Annotated in this window: 16 protein-coding genes; 1 reads left to right on the top strand and 15 read right to left on the bottom strand. The window is 43.4% G+C overall.

The features are described from left to right. Positions 1–35: 35 nt before the first annotated feature. From R7D93_RS14665 to R7D93_RS14645, 5 genes are all read right to left on the bottom strand, one after another. Positions 36–509 (bottom strand): response regulator, encoded by a 474-nt coding sequence (locus R7D93_RS14665; protein ID WP_053303110.1) that lies wholly within the window; start codon positions 507–509, stop codon positions 36–38. Then, the gene (locus R7D93_RS14660; RefSeq protein WP_225496834.1) at positions 496–1,833 is read right to left on the bottom strand and encodes an ATP-binding protein; all 1,338 of its coding nucleotides are present in this window, start codon (positions 1,831–1,833) and stop codon (positions 496–498) included. The genes R7D93_RS14665 and R7D93_RS14660 overlap by 14 nt, the downstream gene beginning before the upstream one ends. A 3-nt stretch (positions 1,834–1,836) precedes the next feature. After that, positions 1,837–3,255 (bottom strand): SLC13 family permease, encoded by a 1,419-nt coding sequence (locus R7D93_RS14655; RefSeq protein ID WP_017634015.1) that lies wholly within the window; start codon positions 3,253–3,255, stop codon positions 1,837–1,839. A gap of 249 nt (positions 3,256–3,504) precedes the next feature. Next, positions 3,505–3,969, bottom strand: coding sequence for a GNAT family N-acetyltransferase (locus tag R7D93_RS14650; protein WP_053350583.1), 465 nt, complete (start codon positions 3,967–3,969; stop codon positions 3,505–3,507). A 35-nt stretch (positions 3,970–4,004) separates the two neighbouring features. After that, complete coding sequence (locus R7D93_RS14645; protein WP_054865587.1) at positions 4,005–4,367, bottom strand: hypothetical protein; 363 nt, start codon at positions 4,365–4,367, stop codon at positions 4,005–4,007. A gap of 479 nt (positions 4,368–4,846) precedes the next feature. On the opposite strand from R7D93_RS14645, the gene R7D93_RS14640 reads away from it, so the two are divergent. Continuing rightward, entirely contained in the window at positions 4,847–5,404 is a 558-nt protein-coding gene (locus tag R7D93_RS14640) for a DUF3750 domain-containing protein (RefSeq protein WP_054865586.1), read from the top strand. A 51-nt stretch (positions 5,405–5,455) separates the two neighbouring features. Here R7D93_RS14640 and R7D93_RS14635 read toward each other — a convergent pair whose 3' ends face one another. The 10 genes from R7D93_RS14635 to R7D93_RS14590 form a co-directional block, all read right to left on the bottom strand. Then, positions 5,456–7,033 carry a sensor domain-containing diguanylate cyclase gene (locus tag R7D93_RS14635; protein WP_005389121.1) on the bottom strand — a complete coding sequence of 526 codons (1,578 nt, stop codon included), beginning with the start codon at positions 7,031–7,033 and terminating at the stop codon, positions 5,456–5,458. A gap of 184 nt (positions 7,034–7,217) precedes the next feature. Then, on the bottom strand, positions 7,218–7,688 hold the full coding sequence (locus tag R7D93_RS14630) for a heme-degrading domain-containing protein (RefSeq protein ID WP_005389124.1): 471 nt from the start codon (positions 7,686–7,688) through the stop codon (positions 7,218–7,220). After that, positions 7,685–8,725 carry an oxidoreductase gene (locus R7D93_RS14625; RefSeq protein WP_005377752.1) on the bottom strand — a complete coding sequence of 347 codons (1,041 nt, stop codon included), beginning with the start codon at positions 8,723–8,725 and terminating at the stop codon, positions 7,685–7,687. The genes R7D93_RS14630 and R7D93_RS14625 overlap by 4 nt, the downstream gene beginning before the upstream one ends. An 11-nt stretch (positions 8,726–8,736) precedes the next feature. Continuing rightward, the gene (locus tag R7D93_RS14620; protein ID WP_025766712.1) at positions 8,737–9,510 is read right to left on the bottom strand and encodes a DeoR/GlpR family DNA-binding transcription regulator; all 774 of its coding nucleotides are present in this window, start codon (positions 9,508–9,510) and stop codon (positions 8,737–8,739) included. Between the two features lie 167 nt (positions 9,511–9,677). After that, the gene (locus tag R7D93_RS14615; protein WP_225496831.1) at positions 9,678–10,520 is read right to left on the bottom strand and encodes a phosphate ABC transporter substrate-binding protein; all 843 of its coding nucleotides are present in this window, start codon (positions 10,518–10,520) and stop codon (positions 9,678–9,680) included. Beyond that, positions 10,510–11,130 carry an OmpA family protein gene (locus tag R7D93_RS14610; RefSeq protein WP_225496830.1) on the bottom strand — a complete coding sequence of 207 codons (621 nt, stop codon included), beginning with the start codon at positions 11,128–11,130 and terminating at the stop codon, positions 10,510–10,512. Before R7D93_RS14610 ends, R7D93_RS14615 begins: the two co-directional genes overlap by 11 nt. Further along, complete coding sequence (locus tag R7D93_RS14605; RefSeq protein WP_130544900.1) at positions 11,123–12,436, bottom strand: TolC family outer membrane protein; 1,314 nt, start codon at positions 12,434–12,436, stop codon at positions 11,123–11,125. The genes R7D93_RS14610 and R7D93_RS14605 overlap by 8 nt, the downstream gene beginning before the upstream one ends. A 15-nt stretch (positions 12,437–12,451) precedes the next feature. After that, the gene (locus R7D93_RS14600; protein WP_213903983.1) at positions 12,452–13,765 is read right to left on the bottom strand and encodes an HlyD family type I secretion periplasmic adaptor subunit; all 1,314 of its coding nucleotides are present in this window, start codon (positions 13,763–13,765) and stop codon (positions 12,452–12,454) included. Beyond that, a complete protein-coding gene (locus tag R7D93_RS14595) occupies positions 13,762–15,933 on the bottom strand; it encodes a type I secretion system permease/ATPase (RefSeq protein ID WP_225496828.1) in 2,172 nt (723 codons plus the stop codon). The genes R7D93_RS14600 and R7D93_RS14595 overlap by 4 nt, the downstream gene beginning before the upstream one ends. After that, positions 15,930–23,312, bottom strand: coding sequence for an Ig-like domain-containing protein (locus tag R7D93_RS14590; protein ID WP_225496826.1), 7,383 nt, complete (start codon positions 23,310–23,312; stop codon positions 15,930–15,932). Before R7D93_RS14590 ends, R7D93_RS14595 begins: the two co-directional genes overlap by 4 nt. Positions 23,313–23,364 lie beyond the last annotated feature (52 nt).

The following is a 23,364-nucleotide window of genomic DNA, read 5'->3' as shown; positions in this document are numbered from 1 at the left end:
TGGCCGTGACGAAAACAAAGCTTAATGCCCCCCTATTAACGTAGGCGTTCAAACACCACACTCTGATCTAAATGCTCGTGATACTGAGTGTAATCTAAGCCCACATCAAAGATATATTGGGTCACCAAGTTTCTAACACACTCTATTAATTGGCTTGCTTGCCATGGTTTTTCAAAGTAGCGGTCAATGCCTGCGGAGTTGATCGCATTAATCGTATCGGTGTGCGTCGCTTGCCCGGTAAGAAGCACTTTCCTCGTAAAGCCAAAACGACCGTCTTTTGATACATCGGTCAGCAGTTCTACTCCCGTTTTACCTGGCATCACATGATCGGAAATAATCAATGCGATCATCTCGCCTTCTGCATCAAATTCATCCATCAGTTCTAGAGCCTCACCTGCTGATTCGCAGTCTTCGATATTCAACCACTGATTTAACGGCTCTAAATCTTGTAGAACCGCGCTTAGTACCTCTCGTTGGTCATCAACGCAAATTACATTAAGCTTCTCCATGTTCACCCTCTACTGGTAACTTGATTCTAAAAATCGTTTTTTCACTGTCGCTCTTTACTACAATAGAGCCGTTATATCCGGCGATAATGCGCTTCACAATCGACAGACCTAACCCTAAACCAAACGACAATCCCCCCTTTTTAGTGGTGAAGTTTGGCCGGAAAATTTTTCTACGTGTCGCTTCATCAATTTCTGGTCCATTGTTAGCAATCGTGACCAAAATTTTACCCTTACTCTCCCGAGTATGTATTTCGATACCGGGTTTCTCCGTTTCATCAAGTGCATCGCACGCATTCTTTAAGATATTTACCCAAACTTGGACGAGTTCGGTTTGGGAACCAATAAAAGCAGGTAAATCCGCAGGGCTAAAACGAACACTCACTCGTCTTAAGTCACTTTGCAATAGAGCCAAGGCGCGATTGATTGAATCATTGATGTTAATCGCTTCATCCAAGTCGATATCCGTGCGCCCCAATTGTTTTACGGATCGCACAATGCCAACGGTATGTTTAGAGGCGATGCGTAAGTCATGGAGATCTCGTCCCATTTGCCAGAAACGTATCGCTTCTTCTGGTCTTTTTAGCCAATGCTCTGAAAGGAAGTTGTTTGGAACGGCACGTGCAAGATCACGAGCAACCTCCTTGGTTAAACCGTAGTATTTTTCGAAGTGGCGCCCCCGCTTTCTCGCTTCGCTAGAAGAGACTTTCTGCCCTTGCATTAAACCAAAATCAAAAAATTGACTCGCTTCCGGATGAACTTCTTCAAGCAGTTCCATGATAACTGTCTCTAGCCGTTCTGATTTACTGCTTACAACGCCTATCGCATTGTTCAACTCATGAGCAATACCCGCTGCAAGCTGCCCCAACGTTGTCATTTGCTCTGCGGTATGAAGCTTTTGTAGTGCTTTTTCTTTAGCCAATGCCTCTTGCATTGCACGCCGTTGACGACGAGATAATTCGTTAACCATCACAGGCATAAATTGTGTCGTCAATGGCCCGTATGTCGCCTCTTCCACGGCGGGCGTATCACGCTGTATCCAAGCCAATTCAACATCGGTTTGAGCAATCACTGTCGAAGAGGCAGTCCACGTACCAGAAAAGAAACTATGTACGCCAATAAACGCACCTTGAGACGCAGAAAATACCTGAATCGGTTTCTTGTCATCTTCCGCGTAATACCCCGCCAGTTCTCCCGACAGCACATAGTACAAGCGATCGTTGTAGCCAGCTTGCTCAATAAGCACCGACCCGGATAAAACCGTTAATCGGCGTTCAAGGTGATTAAAGTAGCGTTGTACTAACGCGTCTAACTTCGTTTCGTACATGGGTTATCCAATATGCCCAACAGTATGTAAAATCCACACCATCACAAAACTGAGTAATACGCCAATCACGCCTAGCACGGCACCGATACGAGCCATTTGGCCGCTCTCGACATGCCCTGTTGCATGAGCTAACGCGTTTGGTGGCGTACTGATTGGTAACGACATACCGAGTGAAGCAGCAAATGTCACGACTAAGATCAGAGTAACTTCACCGCCGAGAGGCGTTAGCGAAGCCATAGAAGTACCTAACGCAGCCATAATCGGCATCAGCAAGTTTGCGGTGGCTGTATGCGACATAAAGTTTGCCATTAACAAGCACAAGAAAGCCGCACCAAACAAGACAACATATGGCGAGAACTGATCAAACGGAATGCTGTGTACCACCAGCTTCGCAAGCCCGGTTTTATCTAGAGCAAGGCCCAGAGCAATACCGCCTGACACCAACCAAAGCACATCCCAAGAGATTTTCTTCAAGTCTTCTTTGTTGATGATGCCCGTCAATGAGAACACTGCGACCGGAATTAATGCTACTGTGTAAGAATTCATTCCATGTGCAGAACCCATCAACCAAAGAATAATCGTGCCGGCAAAGGTGACGTAAACCATTATTGCTTTGGGTGTTTTCAAAAACTTGCTTTTAATGTTCAGATCGATGGTGGTTTGTTCGGCTTTATATAAAAAGCCAATCAGAAACCAGGCTAACGCCATCATCACAATAACGAATGGCACACCAAATACCATCCATTCACCAAACGTAATTAAGTTGTCACCAACCAAATATTTTAGGGCGATGGCATTCGGTGGCGTGCCGATTGGAGTACCAATGCCACCAATGTTGGCCGCAACAGGAATACACAAAGCGAATGCAATTCGACCTGGGTCTTTCGGCCCGAAAACCGCTATCACAGGGGTTAAAATGGACAACATCATCGCTGTTGTTGCGGTGTTTGACATAAACATGGAAAAAACAGCGGTGATCAGCATCAACCCCAGCATAACGAACTTTGGTTTTTGTCCAAATGGTTTGAGTAACACTCGGGCTAAGTTGACATCTAACCTGTACTTTGTCGCCGCCATAGCCAAAAAGAAACCGCCGAGGAAGAGCATAATAATCGGACTAGCGAAAGTCGCCATTATCTCGTTGTATTGTAATAGCTCACCAAAATGTGGCTGCCCTTCTTGCAAACGAAAGAGCACAATACCTTTATTTGATACAAGCAATAGCTCTAGGACAATGATCACAACCGAAGTGGCGTAGATTGGAATTGGCTCGAATACCCAGCAAAGTGCGGCAAGCAAGAAGATTGCAATCACTCTTTGCTGGACGATAGTAATGCCATCAAATGGGAACGCAGAGAGAGGCATTAACCAAACAAGCAATGGTATCAATGTTGGAACAACGTATTTGAGATAAGGGCGCATAGTACTACTTCTCTTCCTGAGATGGTTAGCCAGACACATTTGGCGTTTGGAACGCTATTACCCGCCGCAAAACCAAAACTTTCAGACTGTTTTTTAAGCCTTCAGAGACGAAATGCGGTAATGGCGTTCCAGAGAAGATTATGTACACTGTTTTCAAACAAAACGTTGGTGCGAGATCAATGAACTCGCTTTCACATTGGAAAACATTTTATATCTGTGTTCAAGCTCACTAAATGCTCACTATTTAAGTTAAATATACTTTTCCATCATAAAGTTAGTTAAGGTTTCTCCCCTAACCTCAACACGTTGTCGAGACTTAACTGTGAAACCCATTTTCTCGTAAAAAGGTCGGGCGGTAATACTCACTTCAGAATACAGTCGTTTTATCCCCTGTACTTTCGCCTGTGAACAAAGAAAAGACATCAAATCACGACCAACACCTTGTCCTTGGTATTCATGATGGCAAAAGAAATGATCAATCAAGCCGTCACCTTGCAAATCACAATAGCCAACGACCTGCCCTTCTATCTCCGCGACATAGGGTTGAATATCGTCCATTTTGCGTTGCCACACATCGAGGTCAAAATCTGATGGTGCCCAAGCGGAAACTTGTGATTCCGTGTAATCGCGACGATTAATGATTCGCACAGTATGGTAAAAGAGTGCCCACAGTGTTGGGGCATCCTCGGTGCGATAGCAGCGTATTGAGAGCATCAATTTCCTCATTCTTATTCAATAAATACTAAGCATTAACGCAAAGTGATACTAGTGAACTCATCATTTTCAATGCCAATCACTAAAGGCTTCCCAATCTGATCACTGTTCATCAGTACGGTTGTATTCAGCTCTCGGCTTGATCTGCGTATTTTGCTTTTTCTTATGATATGAACATTCACAATATAATCGGAATACTCCTTTATGATTCCGCCGGAAAATTCTACGTGCTCACTTTCATTGTCTCGGACAACATGAAATTTTCGATTGGCTTGAATATCAGTACTGATGGAGGAGTCACCATAGCTCAGCACAACGGACGTTGGTTCGCTATCTTGATTGGCAAAACAGCCAAATGCGAACATGCTTAATGCGAGTATACTTTTTGATTTAAACATTAATTATTCTATTTCTAGTTATTTTTCTGCTATTTGCATGACCAAACAGCACTTGTTCTGTGAGCGCCTATTGTGCCATAGCTGAACGCTGACTCTAAACGCGCAAAAAGATGAGCGATGAAAATTCCGCCCAAAACAAGCAAATGTGAGACAATGTGAGGGTCCCAAACTCACTCAATCAGTCAAAATCCACTGTAAACCTCTGTTTTTTAATGCTTTTAATTCATGTAGCCGTGTAAGGAATACATACAACCTCTTACTTTTTCATACGCAACTAGACGAATCGTTCGAGAAATACGGCATCGTCTATGCCACATGTTACAAATCGGCTTACCTTATTATTACGTATGAACTGGAATTATGGCACTAACTTCCCTCTCTCTTTTAATAAGGATAGGATTTCAACAATCAGGCTTGCCACGTTTTTATAGCTAAAATCAGTAGAGCGTTACCAGCATCGGTTGGTCTAGGAGCAATAAATGAAAGACCTTCTCAACTTTACTCACCTTGTAAAAATTGGGTTCATGTCAATCGCGGTTATGCTGGGTGGATGCACTCAAGTAGATTGGCGTACTGCTAGCAGAGAACCTGCGGGTATCGCACCCGACCCTTCTAATGTTAAGCATGCTGTGATTGAGTTTTACGCCGCAGATGCGTTTGGTTGGCGAGGCTGGTTTGCTGTTCATACATGGTTTGCAATAAAGCCTGAAAATGCGAACGAATATACAGTGTATGAAGTAGTCGGCTGGAGAGTGAATCGCGGACAACCCGCTCTATATCAGTACCAAACTGGGACGCCAGATCGATATTGGTATGGTGCAAAACCAGAAAAGATCCTCTCCATACAAGGTGAAAAGGCCCGCCAGCTTATCCCTAAAATACAAAGTGTTATTAACCAATACCCTTGGGCTGAAGAATATACGCTGTTTCCAGGGCCAAATAGCAATACATTTCCGGCTTGGGTGGGTAAACAAATTCCAGAATTAGAGCTGAACTTGCCGTTTCGCGCAATTGGTAGCGGTTACGCCAGCGATTAACAGCAAAGATTAGTCACTGGCTCGTTTTATGTTCAGCATAAAGCGCAATATCTATTGTGCGTCGTCACCCAACTCCGTTCTATTTCTTCCATTATGTTTCGCTTTATACAGTGCATTATCGGCGTCTTTCATTACCGCTTCAATTGGTGTGTCATTGCCTTTCCAGTGAGAAACGCCCAACGAAACCGTGACCTTACCAACCACCTGAAAGTCATGTTGTTCCACGTTGTGTCTAATACGCTCTGCAACATCCATAGCGTGGTTTACGTCTGTTTTTTCCAAAAACATCATAAACTCTTCACCGCCAGAACGACACAGGTGATCATTAGAGCGAGCTTGGTCTTTCATTAACTGCGCAAACTCTCTAAGTAAGTTGTCACCCACGTCATGGCCATAGTTATCGTTTACGCTCTTAAAGTGGTCAATATCTAGCGCCAAAACAGAGAACGCGGTATTTTCCTGCTTAAACAAACCAAGAACTTTATCTAATCCACGTCGATTCAATAATCCAGTCATCGAATCTGTTAATGTATCCAGTTGCAGCTTATCAATGGTTTTTGACACGATACCAAATGCTTTAAGAAAACTAAGCTTCAAATGTGAGACCTCAAAATACCAAGACTTAACCAGTTTGAGATCATCGATAGATGATGAATGTTCTTCGACACCTCGCACAGCACCCGCTAACTGCCAAAGTGGTCTAGAAATAAGAAGGGACAAGAACCAAATTAGCAACAAAGTTAATAAACCAATTGGAATCGACTTAAGGAAAACATTCCACATCTGTTCATCTAGCACAGATAACGTCATCGATTTCGGGCGCTGAGCAACAATTCCCCATCCTGATGACTTTACTGGTGCATAACCAGCAAGCATTTCGACGCCGCGAGAGTTAACAATTTCTTTGTTACCGCTCTGCCCCATCGTCACCGCTTTGATTGCCTCATTATCGTCGATTACTTCACCAACTCTCGACTGATCTGGGTGATAAATCAGAGTGTTACTCTCATCGACAACGTAAAGGAAAGAACCATCTTTGTATGCGTGCTGGCTGAGTAACTCTGCAAGAATATTTTCTTTTTCTAGATAAATAGTGCCGCCGATATAACCTAAATATTCATTAGATTGAGAAAATATAGGGTATGAGATGGTTAACAAGTAATTTCCAGCGGGCGATATAAATGGTTCAGTAACAACCGGTGCTTGAGCGTTTAAAGACTGGCGTTTTCTTTCACCCACTAACCTTACACCTTTCACCTGAAGTGTTTCAGGGGATACAGAAATAATAACCCCTTTTGCATTAACGACAACCACAGAGTTAAATGATTTGGTTTGCGTTCTTAATCTCTCAGCCTCTTTATCAAGAAGCTGAGCGTCATGCATCTTGTCTTTTAGCACGTTCGCACTGTATTTTAGCTGCGACATTGAGCTTTCTATGAAAGAGTCTGTCATTTCAGACATTTTTTGGGCGTAAACACGGTTTGATTCTAACGTGTTATTGATGATGAGATCCCTTTGAACACGATAAATCGAGTAGAATGCGTTGATCAAAGTGACAAGCACACTGAACACACATAGGGTGACAATAAGATTTCTAAGATTGAGTTTTTCTTTTCTTCTAAAAGACATTGCCAATGGCCAACTTTGAAGGCTTTCTATATGAATGAGCGTATAGGTTATATGAAATTGATTTGATTTTCAGGTAGTAAGTTGGGATCAATGTTAATATTTGCTCACATTAAAGAACACTTTATGAGCTAAAAAGAGAATTCAGTAGCACGATAAAGAACCGTGCTACTTTCATATTTGGCGTTTAAGAGGGTTTTGTCTCTGTCATCGTTTTTAATATATCCACAACTAGCTGATGATCATCTAACTGCGGTAAACCCGATACCGTCACAACCCCAACCAAACCAGACCCAGAAAGCCGAATTGGGAACGCGCCACCATGAGCACAGTACTCACGAGCATCGAGATGAGGCTGATTTTCGAAATCACGTTGCTTTTGCTTGTTGTACAGAGAAAGATAGTAAGAGCTGTGGCCATACCTTAATACTGAGTTTCGCTTCCTACGGACCCAATCTAAATGATCAGCACAGGTTCCTGCCATCGCGTATTGAAATAGCGTTTGTCCAAAGCCGTAAACCTCAATAGCAACAGCCGCGCCGCGAGCTTCAGCCTCTTCTTTTAGAGCGAGGCCGATAGACCACGCAATATGATGATTAAATTCCGCCAACTGAAGTTCATGCTCTTGCCGGGCCACGAGTTCAAGCGTCAAACTCATGGTTTCACCTGAATCGTTTTACCCGTTTTACTGCTTTCCAATGCCATCTCAATCAGAGCGATATTCTGTACTGCTTGAGCGGCAGGGACCGGGTTATCAGTGCCCAAACGAATGGCGTCTGCCACACCAACAAAGTAAGCTTGGTACGCGCCTCTCTCCGTTTTGATAGTTTGCGCACCATCTTCGTCGTAGCGGACGCCGTATAACGCCTCATCTTCTTCCGACCAAGCATCGTTTTCCGGCAAACGGCCTTCTTTTAAGTAGCCCTCTTGAGGATCTAATCCGAACTTTTCATATTTAGCTTCCGTACCCAATACTTTGTATCGGAGATTCGGCTCTGGGCTATACAAGTTTGAATGCAAGTGCACAATATGCTCAGGGTAATGAAGTATCAAGTTGTAATAATCAATCGTCGTCGCGCCCGGACGCATCATTCGACATTGTGCGTCTATCGCATCTGGCAAGCCAAACAACACCAATGCTTGATCGAGAAGATGAGGAGCAAGGTCGAATAGAATACCACCACCATCTTGAGCTAGCTCTCGCCATCGTTGACGAACTTCAGGGCGGTAACGGTCAAAGTGTGACTCAAACAGCTTTATATCACCTAACTTACCTTGTTCGATAAGAGATTTAACCGTGAGAAAATCTCCATCCCAACGTCTATTGTGAAAAACGCTCAGCACTAGACCTTTCTCTTCCGCCAAGGCGATAAGTTCATTACCGTCTTCTATACGAGTAACAAACGGTTTCTCGACGATGACGTGTTTCCCATTGTTCAACGCACGCTTTGCAAGTTCGTAATGTACGTCATTTGGCGCAGTAATGATTACGAGCTCTGCATCACTATCATCGAGTAAAGTATTCGCATCAGAAAACCACTTGGCATCTGGCCAATCATTTTGAACCGCCTCCTGTTGACGAGAGCTTATCGCGCTCAGCGTTAAATTTGGTAGCGCTTTAATGAAGGGTAAATGAAACGTTTTTGCTGAATATCCGTAACCAATCACAGCGGTTTTTACGGGATCGTAAGCCATTCTAAGATTCCTTATTTCGGTGACACAACAATACATTCAATATCATTGTGATCGAGGAGTTGTTGAAAATCTGATTGAGGGGGATGATCGGTAATAATGATGTCGATCTTTGACAAATCACATACGTGGTGGAAATTGTCGCTACCAATTTTTCGGGATTCACAAACGACGATGACCTGCTGAGCTTGAGCAATCATCGCTTGTTTCATTGTAGCTTCTAACAAACTATTTGTTGTCAGCCCTCGGGATGTCAATGCACACACGCCAATGAACGCTTTGTTCACGTGATACTGCTGCATTTGCTGCTCTGCTTGCGCCCCTAAAACTGCTCTGGCATAAGGGTCAAAGTGTCCGCCTAAGAAATAAACGTCCATTGTGTCGTTTGTTTCAGCAGCGGTCAGTACATCAATGCTGTTAGTGACGACGTTGAGCTTGTTTTCTCCACAATGTGCTTTTCCTGCATAGAGTGGGAGCAGAGACAAAATGGTGCTGGTATCAATAACAAGATGGTCGCGCTCATCCAACAACGCTGCGGCAGCTTGAGCTAGTCGATGTTTAACGTCACTCACGGGTCGACTCGCGTATGCCTCGGTATGGGAAGAGATCGGCGCAAGCATGACACCACCTCGTATTCTTTGTAACCCAGGTTGCTGACTCAACTTAACTAAGTCTCGACGAGCTGAATCTCGCGAGATACCAAAGTACTCACAAACTTCAGACAACGTTACTTTGTTTTGCTGCTCCAGCTTCGCTCTGAGTGCTACGAGTCTTTCTTCTTGTGTCATAACTTAAATTCACTTAAGTGGTTTTAAGTAAACTTGCCACAATAATAGAAAAATTACCAACAAAACCACTTACAACCAACTCAATTGACCAAAGATAAATGAGCAGCAAGGCAAAACTTCCTAGGACGGTACGTTCACTCAAGCCCACATAGTTAGGCGTATGAAGTTTATTTATACCCGTTTAAAACAACTGGCTCATCTAGCCCTAACTTCACTCTATTTCTTTTAATAAGCGCTTTTGGTAGTGGAATAAACCCAGCATTTCGTACCTGTTGTGTATTGTGGTCGGTTGTAAGGAGTTCAAATAGCTTTGATTTTTTGATCTTCTGATTAGTGTCGAATTGTTTATTTATATAAACGTAATAGACCACGGAAAATGGATAGCGAAGAGAATAGATGCAATCTGTGCTCAAAGAGCATGAGTCATCGTTATGATGAACAGAGAGAGCCTTGTAGCTCGACCACTGTTCTGAGTATTTAAAATCGGAGTATCGCATATAAGCTTTGGCTGAAAAGTCGTCGCTTAAAGCCCGTTTCAATCGGTCTTCATCAAGCGTTTGAATCGATGATTGACAACCATTAGAGCTCACATCTGGGTTACTTAAACGCATCTCCCCGAAAGCATACGTATTTGCATCACAGCGTTTCAATTCACTAACGGAAACACTATCTACCGTACTCTTTTGACTATTGATTACGACAATAGCGTTTGCCATTAAAAACAAACGTGTAGGCCTGTGGCCTCTTTCTCGTTGAAATCGGGAGATGTTTTCATCTGACCATTTCTTAGATGTGATCGCAATAGAGGCTCCGTCATTTAGCATGTCGTTAAAACCACCAGACTGAGATGCAAGCGCTACATTTACACTTGGCTCATCTATCAATGTTTCTATCGTTTCTAGTATCTCTGGTTCGACAAAAATCGATGTTCGAGCCTCAGAGTCAGCAAATGCCAGCGGTGAAATCAAACATGAAGCTAGAGCAAAGAAAGGCAAGACTTTAATTTTCATAATTCAACTCCAACTTCGAATTAGGTGTCAACTCGCTGTCCGAACTAAATATAGTCCACGCTTGTTCAGTACTTTCAGCTTTCGTGTTTACAACAGCAATTGTGCGCCTTTCCCGTTTTTTTAGTTGTACCGTCAATGCCGTATTCTGATAAAACTCTTGCTCTTCAATTCGATTATCTTGAATGCCGTTTCTCACTAGCAATTTTCGTATAGCTGCCGTTCTTTTCTTTGCCAACGCTTTGTTGTATTCGAGTGACGCTTCAGGGCTTGTGTCTCCTATCAGTATGACTTGCGCATTTGGGTTACTCTGAAGCAATGCTTTCAACTCGCTTAGCGGCATATCATGAGATGACGTTACCTGATGCTCATCCATCGCAAAGAAAAAACTGATCAGGTGTGTCTGCGAGTCGTTGACCCAATTCGCACAGCCCTCACTGTCAACAACCACACCTTTGGGCGTATCTGCGCAGTTATCTCGTTGGTTTATCACGCCATCACTATCATTGTCTTTAAGGTCGTTGTACTGGTAAGTGGTCAACATCGTATCCGGTGATTCAGCACAGCCTGCTAACATGAAAACTAGAAGACTCGTCACTGCGAATTTATCCATTATTGTTCTCCTTCCAGTTCTCTGGATACTCAACTCGCAACGCATAAGTCAGAATCCCCATCGAGTTGAATAAACGGTAAGTGGCAACCAAATGATCGTACTTTGTTCGGGTATAGTTCCGTCTCGCAACAAACGTTTCAACTTTGGCATCTAATACATCTAACAAACTGCGTCGCCCTACATTGAACTGCTGGATGTACCCTAATTCAGTTACTTTCGCCGCATCAACGTTGACTTTTAAATACTCCATTTGCTGTTGAAGCAATGTATGTGCGTCCCATGCCAGCCTTACACCTTCATTCGCATCTAGTTCTGCATTTGCTCGAATAGCCCTTGCCTCCTCAACTCTCCAGGCGGATGACTCCACTCGGGAGTCTGTAGAAAAGCCGTTAAAAAGATCGTAGTTGACCGTCAGCATAACCTTTGCATCTTCGTTAATGCCTTCAATATTATCCACGTTGTCTGTTTTGTTGGCTGACAGCTCAAGCTTGAGCTCTGGGTAGTAATCCCCCTTTTCTCTTTTTACTTCATGTCGAGCCGCCTCTAAATCTTTCATCGCCGACTGTATGGATGGGTGCAACCTAACCGCTTGTTTGAGTGCTTCGTCCAGCTTATTCGGAAGCAACTCCTGCGGGTAAACAGGTTCAACTAAGTTTTGCGGCGCTCGACCAACCAAACGTACAAATCTTGTTCTAGCATCGGAAAGATTGTTTTGGGCGGCAATCAATGAGGACTGTGTTGTCGCGACACGCGAAGAAACCTGCGCTAAGTCGGAGTTGCTGGTTAAACCTTTTTCTTTTTTATCTAGAATGAAACGGTAGATCTCTTGGTGTTCATTTAGGTTTCTTTCTGTCAGTTTCATCAACTCTCGGGCATGTAAAACATCCACATACGCTCTGACAGTATCTAATGCAACATTTTCCGCAGATGCCAATAAGCCCAAGCGTTCAGCTTCAGCCTCGTAAGATAGGCGATCAACATCAGCACTTGTTTTAAATCCATCAAATAACAGTTGGGAGATTCTTACGCCCATCTCCGTTCTTTCTAATGTTCTATCTTCACTGTCGATGTAGTTTCCGTTGTTATATCGAGTACCTTCGTACCCTGCTGCAGCATACAAATTAACCTGAGGAAGAAATGAACCATTTATGGCATTTCGGTCTCGTACCATCGACTCATAGCGAGAATAGCGAGCAAGCAAACTGGGGGAGCTATCGAGAGATAACGTAACTGACTCCTCTAAAGTCAAAGCGTTTGGCGACGATGATACTGCAAACAAGACCAATAACGTTGATTTAAGCCGCATCTTATATCCTTATGTCTATCTTTCTCTGAGCGAATTCTCTTTCGCACGTAATATAGGTTTTAACCAATAATTCAGTACTGTTTTTTCTCCTGTAAGAATGTCTACCACAACCTGCATTCCCGGGATGATCGTAAACTTATCATCAACCTTGAAAGTAACGTTGGCACGGTAGTAGGCATTGCCCTCTTCATTTTGAAGTGCATCGGCGCTTACGTAGGTCACTTCTCCTTCTAGGCCTCCGTAAATGACAAAGTCATAGGCAGACAACTTTACCGTTGCCGGCAGGCCAGGCCTTATGAAGGCGATATTCTGAGGAGAAATTCTCGCTTCAACGATTAACGTGCTATTACGAGGGACTATTTCTAAAATAGGCTCACCCGGCTTAACCACACCTCCGATGGTTCTGACAAAAACATCTTTGATGGTTCCATCGACCGGAGAAAGTAACTGCGTTCGATTCAACTGATCCGCAATCGCCTGACGACTTTCATTGAGCTGCGCTAGTTGCGTCACAACTTCATTGAGCAGCCCTTGTGCCTCTGCCCTAAAAGCAAGCGCAGTACCACGATAATCTGCGATGGATTCAGAATACACAGCCCTTTGCTTTTGGGCAGCAGCTTGTGAACTCGCAATGTCTCCTTTGAGCTTTATAACGTCTCTATTCAGTTTTAATAATTCCACTTCAGCTACCGCGCCACTAGAAACCACCTCTCTCAGCATATCTCGCTCTTTCGAGACAATAACCAGACTGCTTTTTAGTGTTTGAATGGTATTCAAGGTATCTAGATAAGCTTGCGATTGTTGCTCAATTCGCAATTTAGCCTCCTCCAGCTCAGACTCCAGTTGGCTCAACCGCTCAAGATAGTTTGCTTTGGCATTCAGATAGGCAGAGTGGCCGGTCATCGAAATATCAAATGGCTGAGGCTCGATACTCACTTGTTGTTTCCAATCCAGTTGGAGGCTATTCACTTTTACCGTTTCTAATTCAATTTGAAGCCTCTGCTTTCTGGCGAGCAAAGATTCAACTTGTTCAGAGGTCTCCGAATAGGTCGACTTAAACCTTGTATCATCCAGAATGGCGATGGTTTGCCCCTTAGTGACGCTTTCACCAGGCATGACAAGTAACTCCTTTAGAATGCCTCCCTCTAAGCTCTGAATCGTCTGAACAGACAAAGTAGGAACAACTTTTCCCTCGCCGACAACCACTTCGTCTAACCTCGCCCACGAGGCCCAAATAATCACACTCAGCACTAACGCGGCAGACAACCAAATCAACGTCCTCGAACGGTTTGCTAAATGAGCATTACTCCAACGAACTGTGCTCATCATTGACCTCCTTCGCGTACAATTGATACTGCGCGTACTCTGTTCGTCTTCGCGTTAGACTGTTGTTTAGCAAAAATTTCTTGGGGCGCTCCTTCCCTCAAAATTGTGCCTTTATCAAGCACAACAATTCGATCACAAAGCGATAATAAGGAATGTTTATGAGAGCTAATAATCATCGTCGTCGAGTGCGGCAACGATTTGAGAGCATTAAACAATGCATTCTCAGCTGGCTGGTCTAAGGAACTGGTTGGCTCGTCTAAAATTAATGCTGCTGGGTTTCGATAAAAAGCTCTTGAAATCGCTACAGCTTGCCTTTGCCCCCCCGACAAATAACGCCCTCCTTCTCCGACTTGCGTTTCTAGACCATGAGGAAGGCGACTCATGTACTGGTTCAAACCCGATAATTCTATCGCACGGCGTAAACGTTCTTGATCAATAACATGATGTCCTAATACTATGTTTTCCATAATGCTGCCGTATATAAGATGCGAATCTTGGCCAACCCAACCCGTTTTCTCTCTTATCAATTCGGCGGGCCAAAGCTGACTGTCAATGTCATCAAAATAAACGCTACCCTGTAAGGTACTGAGTTGATTGGTAATAATAGAAAGGAGTGTAGACTTTCCTGCTCCTGCACTACCAATAACGCCAACGCGTTCGCCTTGCTTGATAGTAAGATTAATATCTCTCAAACATGGCATATCAACATCTGGGTATTGGAAGCTCACGTTTTCTAAACGTATATTCCCTGTAAATTCGGCAGACGTAATGACCTGACTGCGTTGCACCTCCTGAGGTAAAGACATGATAGAATTTAAGCCTTCAACCGCTGTTTTTGTCTGTTGATAGCGAAGTAACAGCATAGCTAACTGGTTAATCGCCCCTGCAGCACGACCGCTAAGCATGACAATAGCAATGAGCCCCCCCATGCTGAGCAATCCCTCAGAAATTCTGTACACGCCTATTACAAGTAACATTACGGTAATTATCTGCTGGCTAGATTGAATGGAGTAAGCAACGATATTCGAATAGTTTCGCGATTGATTTTGCCAATCAGAAAGCATGGATACCGTTTGCTCCCAACGCTTTTGTGCTTCTCCCGTAGCGTTATTTTGCTTAATCTCTTTTAAAGAGGACAATGAATCAAACAAGTGAGCTTGTCGCTTCATGGATAGTGCAGCACTTTCCGTATGTGATTGTTCTATTTTTGCTTTTACCGCAAAGCCAAGGATCAGCAGGGTAAACATGACGGCAATAGGTATGAACATCATTGCCCCACCTAGCCAACCTATTAAGACTAAAAATAATAACGTAAATGGGAGATCAACTAAGGTCACAAGAGATGCTGAAGTAAAAAAATCGCGAACACTATCAAAATCTTGTAGTTGTCGAGCGAATGCACCGACTGATGCAGGACGGTGTTCAAGTTTCATCCCCATAACTTTAGAAAAAAGTATCGAAGAAAGCTTGTTATCGATGTACTTACCCGCGGTATCAGTGACAACTCCCCTTGCTTTACGCAATAGCCAATCAAAAATAATGATGACGGAGACACCAGCGACCAAAACCCATAATGTACTGAAAGCTTGATTAGGCACTACACGATCGTAAACGTTCATAGTGAAAAGCGGAATAACTAGCGCTAGCGTATTGATAAGGAAAGAGGCAATCAAAAGATCTCGGTACCACGGAGACATTTCTTTCACTACGGCGAAAAGCCAATGTTCATTATAATCCGCTTGAATAGAACTTATCCGTTTGTCCAGCTCTGGACGCATAGAAACTTGCCATGCTTGAGGCTGGAATTGATTATGCAGCTCCTCGCTCGTGACGTATTGCGTTTCACCTTGATCTTCACTAAATAACGTGACTTGATAATCGCTGTTATGTCGCTCAGATATAATAGCGGGTTGTAACGTCTTCCTATTGATTACCACCAATGGAAAGCTCAACATTGCGGTGGATTTTAAATCGATTAATGTGAGTTCAAGATCGGCTCGCTCAGCGGCTCTGATGAATAAGTCACTATCCAATCTACCCTCAACAAGAGGTAATCCAGAAAGCACCTTTTTTGTATGGTGTCTAACCTCAAAATAACGCATCAACCAAGTTAACGATTGCCCCCAAGGATCGTTAGTCAGCTCACTTGATGAGGATGAGTGATGCTTCATGACATACCACCTACTAGCAAGTTGTTGTCATCAATCATCTTCTGTAAGACATTTTCTTCGGCTACGCCGGTCGAGTCACCTTTGTAAAGCTGATCGAGAGTGACGCCCTGCATAAGAATCTGTTGTTTTGTCCCCGTCTCTTCTGGTTTTATGTGAAGCGTTACGCCATCATCATTCTCTGTTAAATCGAGCTTATTATCGACTTCTGTTATCGAGGTAGCGGTGATTATCGAGGCGATGTCAATTGTGTCATTATCATCACCAATAACGGATATTTGGAAATCGTTGATCACATCGTACGAGGGCTTTAACTCGTTACCGAGCCCTGAACTGTCAAACTGGAATACATCGCTGCCACTTCCTCCAATAAGCAAATCATTAGCATCTGTCGCAAGTAATGTTTGGCCCCCTTCTTCCACTAAGGTAACATTGACTGTCTGAACAGCACCTTCTGCGACTGTAGCACCCAGTGTTGCAATCGGTTTTATCGACAACGTAAAATCACTTGCACCGCTAAACCCGCCAACGATGGAAAGATCAGCGACATCCTCTTGATCAACAGTATAAATGCCGTTCAATCTTTCACCATGACTCAACTCTAGATCTGTTGGTAATCCGCGAATCTCCACACTTCCAAACTCTTCGGGTGCAGGATTGACTAAATTCATGCTCAACCCCAAAGGAATACTCCCAGACGCTTCAGACACAATAGACTGATAATCGGCCGTTAGTGTTGGCTCATCAGCTTCAGGGGTAACAACAATGGTTAGATCGGTAGTTTGCACATCTCCAAAATCGGTTTCGAGTGTCTCTGACACTATCGCTTGATCAAACGTTCTAACATTGAGAGCAACATCCATCGTTCCAAATGCATCCTTCGGAACGAACTCCAAACCTGACACTTCATTTGCTCGCACTAATACCGTCGCCACGGCATTGCCCGCGTCATCGAAGGTAAAGGATGAGAATTGAGTTCCAATACGAATCCTACCTAAGCCTTCCAATGCAGAGGGTTCAGAGCTTGCTTTGATCAACATCGACACTTCTATATATTCGTTGCTATTTGTTTCAAAACCGCTCGCTAAAAAGTCAATCGAAATGGAATCACCTTCATCTCCAGTGAACGTGTTAGAGGTTGTATTCAACGATACATCATCGCCAATCGGTTTTACGCCGACGTTGAACTGAGAAGTGGTATAGTTATAGTCGTTTGATCCAGACTCTTGGGTAATAGCTTGCAGTGTTAATGAAATATCCCCACTAAAATCTAGTGGCGGTAGAAAGTAAACCTTATCAAGTTGTGCTTGAGTTAGCTGCCACTCCTTGCTCTCACCATCCGTTGAACCGTTATCAGGGAGTAATTCGAACGTCCCATTATTGTCCCAAACCAACACGGCTCCGTCTGGCACTCCTGTCATGACCAAAGACATCGACTCAGAACCATCTTGATCGATTAATGATGCAGATAAGTTTCCTAAATAAATATAATTATCTTCATTACCAACTACGTCTTCTGTTTCCAGAACCGCTTTATCAACCACTGGGGCAATGGTAACGGTAACTTCTGTTGATTTAGTTTGAGTATCTTTCGCACTGTCAGTACTTAAACAACTTCCCGTGACTTCATCAGTAATGTTTGCGTCAACGGAAATAACAAGCTCTCCACTGTAGTTTTCAGGTGGGATTAACTGAATTCCGTTTAGACGCGTAACATCTGTCACTACCCATGTTCCATCACCGTTGTCAATGAGTAGGCTCGGGTCCACGGCAGTAAACCGCGCATTCTCGTCAGACACCGATAAAGAAACCCAATTGACACTTTCAAGGCCAGTCGCTGCGTCACCTTCTCCAGTAATGGACTGCATTGGTCCTTCACTATCGCCCAATACAAGAGCAAGATTCAGGTTGGTTATAGTATCTTCTTGAACCGTAACTTGGCTTGGTGCTATCGCGATATCATCGACAACAGGAGAGATTTGTACCGTAATGGTCTGAGAGGTTGTTTTCGAGTCACCATCGCATGGGGCCGTTTCTGTCACTTCTAAATTGAAAGTAATGCAACCAGCAAAGTCCTCATCCACGCCAGTAAGCGTCAAGGAAGACAATCCAGCGCTAGAAATTGAATAACCCAACAGATTGCCCGCATTATCATAAGCAGGTATCACACCTTCGCCAGTAAGCTCGACTCCTTCAGGTAAAGAATCTGCGGCGACAAAGAAGGAAACTAAGTTACCATCACTACTCGCTACATCAGGGTTTAAAAACGCCCCAATTGAGACATCTTCACCTTCTTTACCTACAATATCCCCACTTTGAACGCTTCCTGGTTCACCAGGATCAGCACACTGGTCTCCATCTCCTTCATGGCCAGTAATTTGAATTTGGAACTGACCTGTGATGTATTCAGCATCCGTTCCATCTCGAACATACGCTAACACATTCACATCAAGTATCTCTGTATTAGATGGGCTATAAATCGATGCGCTAGCAAGCAAATCTTGAGCGGTTTCCAACACGCTATCACTTGTGATTCCTTCCATTGGAATCAGCCAGTTCCCATCGGCATCTTGAGAAGCACCATTCGGATGAGTAACAATGAGGTCTTGACCCTGCGGTATCTGTAAAACGATGTAATCGAGATACTCTGAACCATCAATATCCGCTTCTGTAAATGTAATGCCTCCACTCACGTCGACAGCAGACCCATCCGTACTTGTGAATACTTCAGTCGCGCCTTCTAAACGTGTTTTGTCAATATCTTCATTACCAATATCCACTTTGCCAGAAACCACGACGCTCAAAGAGCCATTGATTGCCTTTACATCAGTCTCCATCGTCGGAGACGTGTCTGTCACTTCGTACTGAACTTCCAGGCTAAATGTCCCACTTAGGTCTTCATTAGCTTTTACAGTGATTCGTCCACTGTTTAACAACTCAGATAATGTTGCCGAGCTACCATCAAGTAGTTCATTGAGTTCTAACGGTAAGTTACTTTCCTCTACTGCATTACCATCAAAGTAAAGCGTTAAGCCATCTGGAATGGATACAATGGTGTATCCTGTCAAGGACTCACTAGAATCTATATCTTGATTAACGACAGGCTCAAGATTTAGTGTGATGAAATTGTCCTCAATACCATTGCTTTGTAATTCTTGACCGTCAGTTTGATCAACAATAGGTGAGATTTCCATTTCCACTTTAAGAGGGGTTTCAGCAGAATCACCATCCGGCTCTGTTGAAACGACGATAACATCCATGCTCAGTGTTCCACTAAAATCTTGCTCTGTTTTGAGGTAAGTGTTTTCAAGAACAGCGTTTGAGACCTGATAAACTGGCCCCGTTATTGGGTCCACGTAAGCAATTGGAAGAACAATAGGGTCACCATTTACATCTGTCAGTTGTGTTCCTAAAGGGATGTTCTGAAGCAAGATATTAATTTCTTCTGATAGATCGTCGTCTGATGTCTGGATGATAAAATCCAGTTGTATCAGGTTATCTTCGTCTAACGTAGAGAGATTACTAATTACTTTAGTCGCTTGATCATATTGCCAATTCCCCTGTCCACCATCTAGAACAATTGGTTCATCGACCACGCCTTTTAGCTTAATATCAATGGTTGCAGATTGGCTCTCGGCGGTTTCATTAAGAGGTGCTAAGCCATCAATAGTCGACTCTGTTGAAATGGCGGTTACTTGAAGGGATAGAGATTCAGTAAATGAGCTGATATCCGATTTTGGTTGAAGTAACGCCTCCGAATTGGCTAGAGCATTGGAGGTCACTAGGTAGGTATTAATACCGATAAGCGTAATCCCAGCTCCGACAGGCAATGTCCAACCATCTTGAACTTCTATGCGATAAGACAGAGACTCCGAGCCATCTGTGTCAGTGAGCCGCCCTAAGATGTACTCTTTTAAGTCAATCGCTTGGTCTTCAAGCCCCTGAATGTTTTTAACGGTCAGCGCAGGCACATCGGCATCTGGAGATATATCGATAACAACTTGCTCAGTGATCTCCGCTGTTTTATCTTGCTCATCGGCAAACACACTACCCGACTCAGTCGTTACTGCCGTTACATCAAAAGTAAATCTTCCGGCTAAGTTTTCGTTAGATGTGATTTCAATTTGATCTAACTCGGATTGGCTATACGCTTTCCCTTCCTCAATAGCACTTCCGTTAAGTGTTAATATAAGTCCATCTGGAATATTCGAAATTTGGTAGTGGAGCGTTTCAGAACCGTCTTGGTCAAACTTTTCAGCAACAATATTGAGTGAAAGTGATTCAGCGGAATCTTCAACACTTTGATAAGAAAAGTCCGAATCATTAGACCACTCTGGCAAATCTGCAACCGGTAAAACGTTAACATTTAACGTGTTATTGCCTTGTAATACAAAACCATCTGGTTCGACATCAGATACGATTAATGCAGACACTGCTAACGAAACTTTGATAGTGTTGCCCGACAAGTTTAGTGCTGGTTGATAAGTGAGATCACCATTTGGAACGGTGAATATACCCACCCCCATTAGCTCTGTACCAGAAAGACTAATAAATCCGTCATTATCATCATCTTCAAGGCGCACTCCGTCTAAAAACAGAGCCCCTCCTTGTAGAGATTCAACAGAGATCCTTATCGCTTCAACACGCTCATTATTCTCCGTATCCCCAGGAGAAACTCTAATCGGTAACGCGACTGGCGTGGGGTCTCCACTATTATTCGCGCCATTATCTTCTAACGTATCTACATTAACGGTTCGAATAAAGCCCCTAGCATCATCAAGAATTAATTGAGCTTCACTGCTTGCTTGGTCACCGTCTGCATCCGTCACAGTTATCGTTAGATCATCAAGCAAACCACCTACAGGCGTATTAACAATAAGCTCGGTAGTTAGCGTAAATGTCCCATCTTGAGCAATAGTCAGCGTTCCATATTTTAAGTTACCATCACTACTATTGATTAAATCGATGGTCCAAGCATCATTGCTAAATACCGAACTCGCCGTATCGTATGTTTCACCTGCATAGGTCAAACTTGATATCAACGTGCCATCTGAACTGATTAAGTCGGCATTATTGCTAAACCAGTTTCCCGAAAACTCATCCCCCTCGGTAAGTTCAATTTCTATTGGTGAGCTTGTGTCTTCAGGGATATCATCTACTACACTAACGGTATATGTCTCAGCTTCAGACTGGTCGCCATCCTTATCAACGGCATAAATTGAAAAACTGAGTTCTAATGTGTTCTCGTCCGCTGGAACACCGTCAGGTTCATCGTGTTCAAGTGCACGGTATAGATCAAACTCGACAGTCCCATCGGTATTAAATCTAATTCTAAAGACGTCTTGCTCGCTTTCATCTCTTGCATATAACCAACCATTCGAGTCCGGTGAATCAAGCGAAACCAGGCTACCACTACTTGTTTTATAGCCGAGCGCATTGAACATATCGATATTCACGCTCACACTGGCGATAGAGTCTGAACCTTGTAATAGCGTAATGGATGGTGACGAGCCCTCGATGCCAGAATCAAGCGAATCATCATTCAACCCGCTTTCATTGACTGTGATTCCCTCTGTAATTACTAGTTCCGGAAACAAGCCATCATAGACCAGTATGTTGGACTCCGTAGAGATCTCGCTTCCATCAGAATCTCTCGCCACGATGGGCATAGAGATCGACAATTGCGTCCCATCACCTAAAACATGGTCAAGCGAGTGATAAAGCTCTACAGTTACATTAACGGTAGACGTATCATTTGATGGCAAAGAGAAGTCACTAGGTAACGTGACCCTAAATATAACGTCTCCAGTGTCAGAAATTGCGTCAAAGCTTCCATCATTGTTATCGTACCAAGTGACAGCCTCTCCGTTATAAGTAACAGCATCACCAAGTGTAGTTTTGACAGTATCTCCATCATTTATGTCAACACCCAGATACACAATCGGATCGAATGATGACGTAACTATCACATCCGTATTCGCTATGGCTGAAACCCCATCAGGAGCAATGTTTGTATCGACAGGTGTTTCGGTTAACTCGACATTGCCACTATTGATTAGCGCTTGTCCATTGTCGTTATCTATAACATTAATGTCTAAAACGACCGACGTGTTATCTTGGTCTGAGTCGATTGCAGTAACAACGAGAGGTACGTTTGGATCAGTATTTTCTTGTTGGTCGAGAGCCTGAAAAAGCTCAAAGGAGTAGGTAATGTCGCTATTTGCATCAATAGGTAATGAAGCATTGAGGGTAGCTTGAAAGATGGGAATCTGAGTTTGCCCATCTTCGTCAAGAATATAACCATCAAGTGTTTTGCCATCCGCAGAGACTTGATAAAGCACAACTTGTTCACCACTCGTCAACAAGGGTTGTTCAGAGACGATGAACGACAAAGATTCGAGGTAATCACTGCCAACCTCAACTTGAAAATTCCCTGAGCTCAACACACTTCCATTTGCGAGATCAGATTCTTTTACTTCTACCCCATTCAAATTATTTAAAGTTGGGTCTGCACCATCCTTTAGAACATAATCAATTTCATTCTCTACAAGCGGTGTGGCATCTAAATCTACGCCGCCAATGGTCAACGGGAAGGTTACCGTATCACTGCTATTGAATTGATCGATAGGGTGCTCAAGAGTAAGTGAAATTGAAGCTAATACATCGTTACCCGACTCAACGCCACTCAATGTTAACGTAAATACAGTGACACCATTCGCAAATGCTGTAATTTGCTTTCCACTGGAACTTAACGTGTAGCTAAGCTCATTATCAGAGACTGAGCTTGTAAGCCCTAATGCTTCTAACTTAGTAATAGATGACCCACCGAAATACAAACTACTCGGATCCGGATTGTCAGATCCCGCGACAATATTGACAGTTCCTTCAAAGTTCAATATCGGGCCATCCAAAGGGACTTCTGTTACGTCTATAGTCGCATTGCCTACGTAACCTGCTTGTCCATCAGTAATGTCAATGGTCGCGTTAGCCAAGCCATAGTCTTGGGAGTCATCTGCAGCTAAATAGCTGAAAGAAACACTTTGCTCGACCGAATGATCTAGGTTTCGACCTGCATCAAACTGCCAAGAGCCATCAGAAAATACGGTTAATTCGCCTTTTTCTAAACTAAAACTTACGGATCCCCCCTCTAGAATTGACTTCTGCTCCCCGCCAGCCTCTACAAATTTCACATAAAGTGTTCCATCAAGATCAATATCATTTTCAAGTAGATTGCCCGTAATTGTTTGATCTTCTAAGACTGAGTATGTGTCATCTCTAATCACCGGATCAGAGTCATAAATAGTAATCGTTAACGGTGCCACAACCGTCTCTTGTGTACCGTCAGCATCACTTTGAATGCTTTCAACCAATACGTTAGTCACCAGCTCATCTTGACCTACACCATGATCAATCGCTTCATAAAAAGTAATTTGA

Origin of the sequence: Vibrio sp. YT-15 (assembly GCF_033337445.1) — a bacterium.
GTDB lineage: Bacteria > Pseudomonadota > Gammaproteobacteria > Enterobacterales > Vibrionaceae > Vibrio > Vibrio alginolyticus.
This window is presented reverse-complemented; position numbering and strand designations above follow the sequence as displayed.

Coding starts and splice junctions, on each gene's coding strand:
- R7D93_RS14665 (WP_053303110.1), bottom strand. CDS start 509: ATGGAGAAGCTTAATGTAATTTGCGTTGATGACCAACGAGAGGTACTA.
- R7D93_RS14610 (WP_225496830.1), bottom strand. CDS start 11,130: ATGGATAAATTCGCAGTGACGAGTCTTCTAGTTTTCATGTTAGCAGGC.
- R7D93_RS14600 (WP_213903983.1), bottom strand. CDS start 13,765: ATGATGAGCACAGTTCGTTGGAGTAATGCTCATTTAGCAAACCGTTCG.
- R7D93_RS14645 (WP_054865587.1), bottom strand. CDS start 4,367: ATGTTTAAATCAAAAAGTATACTCGCATTAAGCATGTTCGCATTTGGC.
- R7D93_RS14660 (WP_225496834.1), bottom strand. CDS start 1,833: ATGTACGAAACGAAGTTAGACGCGTTAGTACAACGCTACTTTAATCAC.
- R7D93_RS14625 (WP_005377752.1), bottom strand. CDS start 8,725: ATGGCTTACGATCCCGTAAAAACCGCTGTGATTGGTTACGGATATTCA.
- R7D93_RS14650 (WP_053350583.1), bottom strand. CDS start 3,969: ATGCTCTCAATACGCTGCTATCGCACCGAGGATGCCCCAACACTGTGG.
- R7D93_RS14630 (WP_005389124.1), bottom strand. CDS start 7,688: ATGAGTTTGACGCTTGAACTCGTGGCCCGGCAAGAGCATGAACTTCAG.
- R7D93_RS14615 (WP_225496831.1), bottom strand. CDS start 10,520: ATGAAAATTAAAGTCTTGCCTTTCTTTGCTCTAGCTTCATGTTTGATT.
- R7D93_RS14605 (WP_130544900.1), bottom strand. CDS start 12,436: ATGCGGCTTAAATCAACGTTATTGGTCTTGTTTGCAGTATCATCGTCG.
- R7D93_RS14635 (WP_005389121.1), bottom strand. CDS start 7,033: ATGTCTTTTAGAAGAAAAGAAAAACTCAATCTTAGAAATCTTATTGTC.
- R7D93_RS14640 (WP_054865586.1), top strand. CDS start 4,847: ATGAAAGACCTTCTCAACTTTACTCACCTTGTAAAAATTGGGTTCATG.
- R7D93_RS14595 (WP_225496828.1), bottom strand. CDS start 15,933: ATGAAGCATCACTCATCCTCATCAAGTGAGCTGACTAACGATCCTTGG.
- R7D93_RS14655 (WP_017634015.1), bottom strand. CDS start 3,255: ATGCGCCCTTATCTCAAATACGTTGTTCCAACATTGATACCATTGCTT.
- R7D93_RS14620 (WP_025766712.1), bottom strand. CDS start 9,510: ATGACACAAGAAGAAAGACTCGTAGCACTCAGAGCGAAGCTGGAGCAG.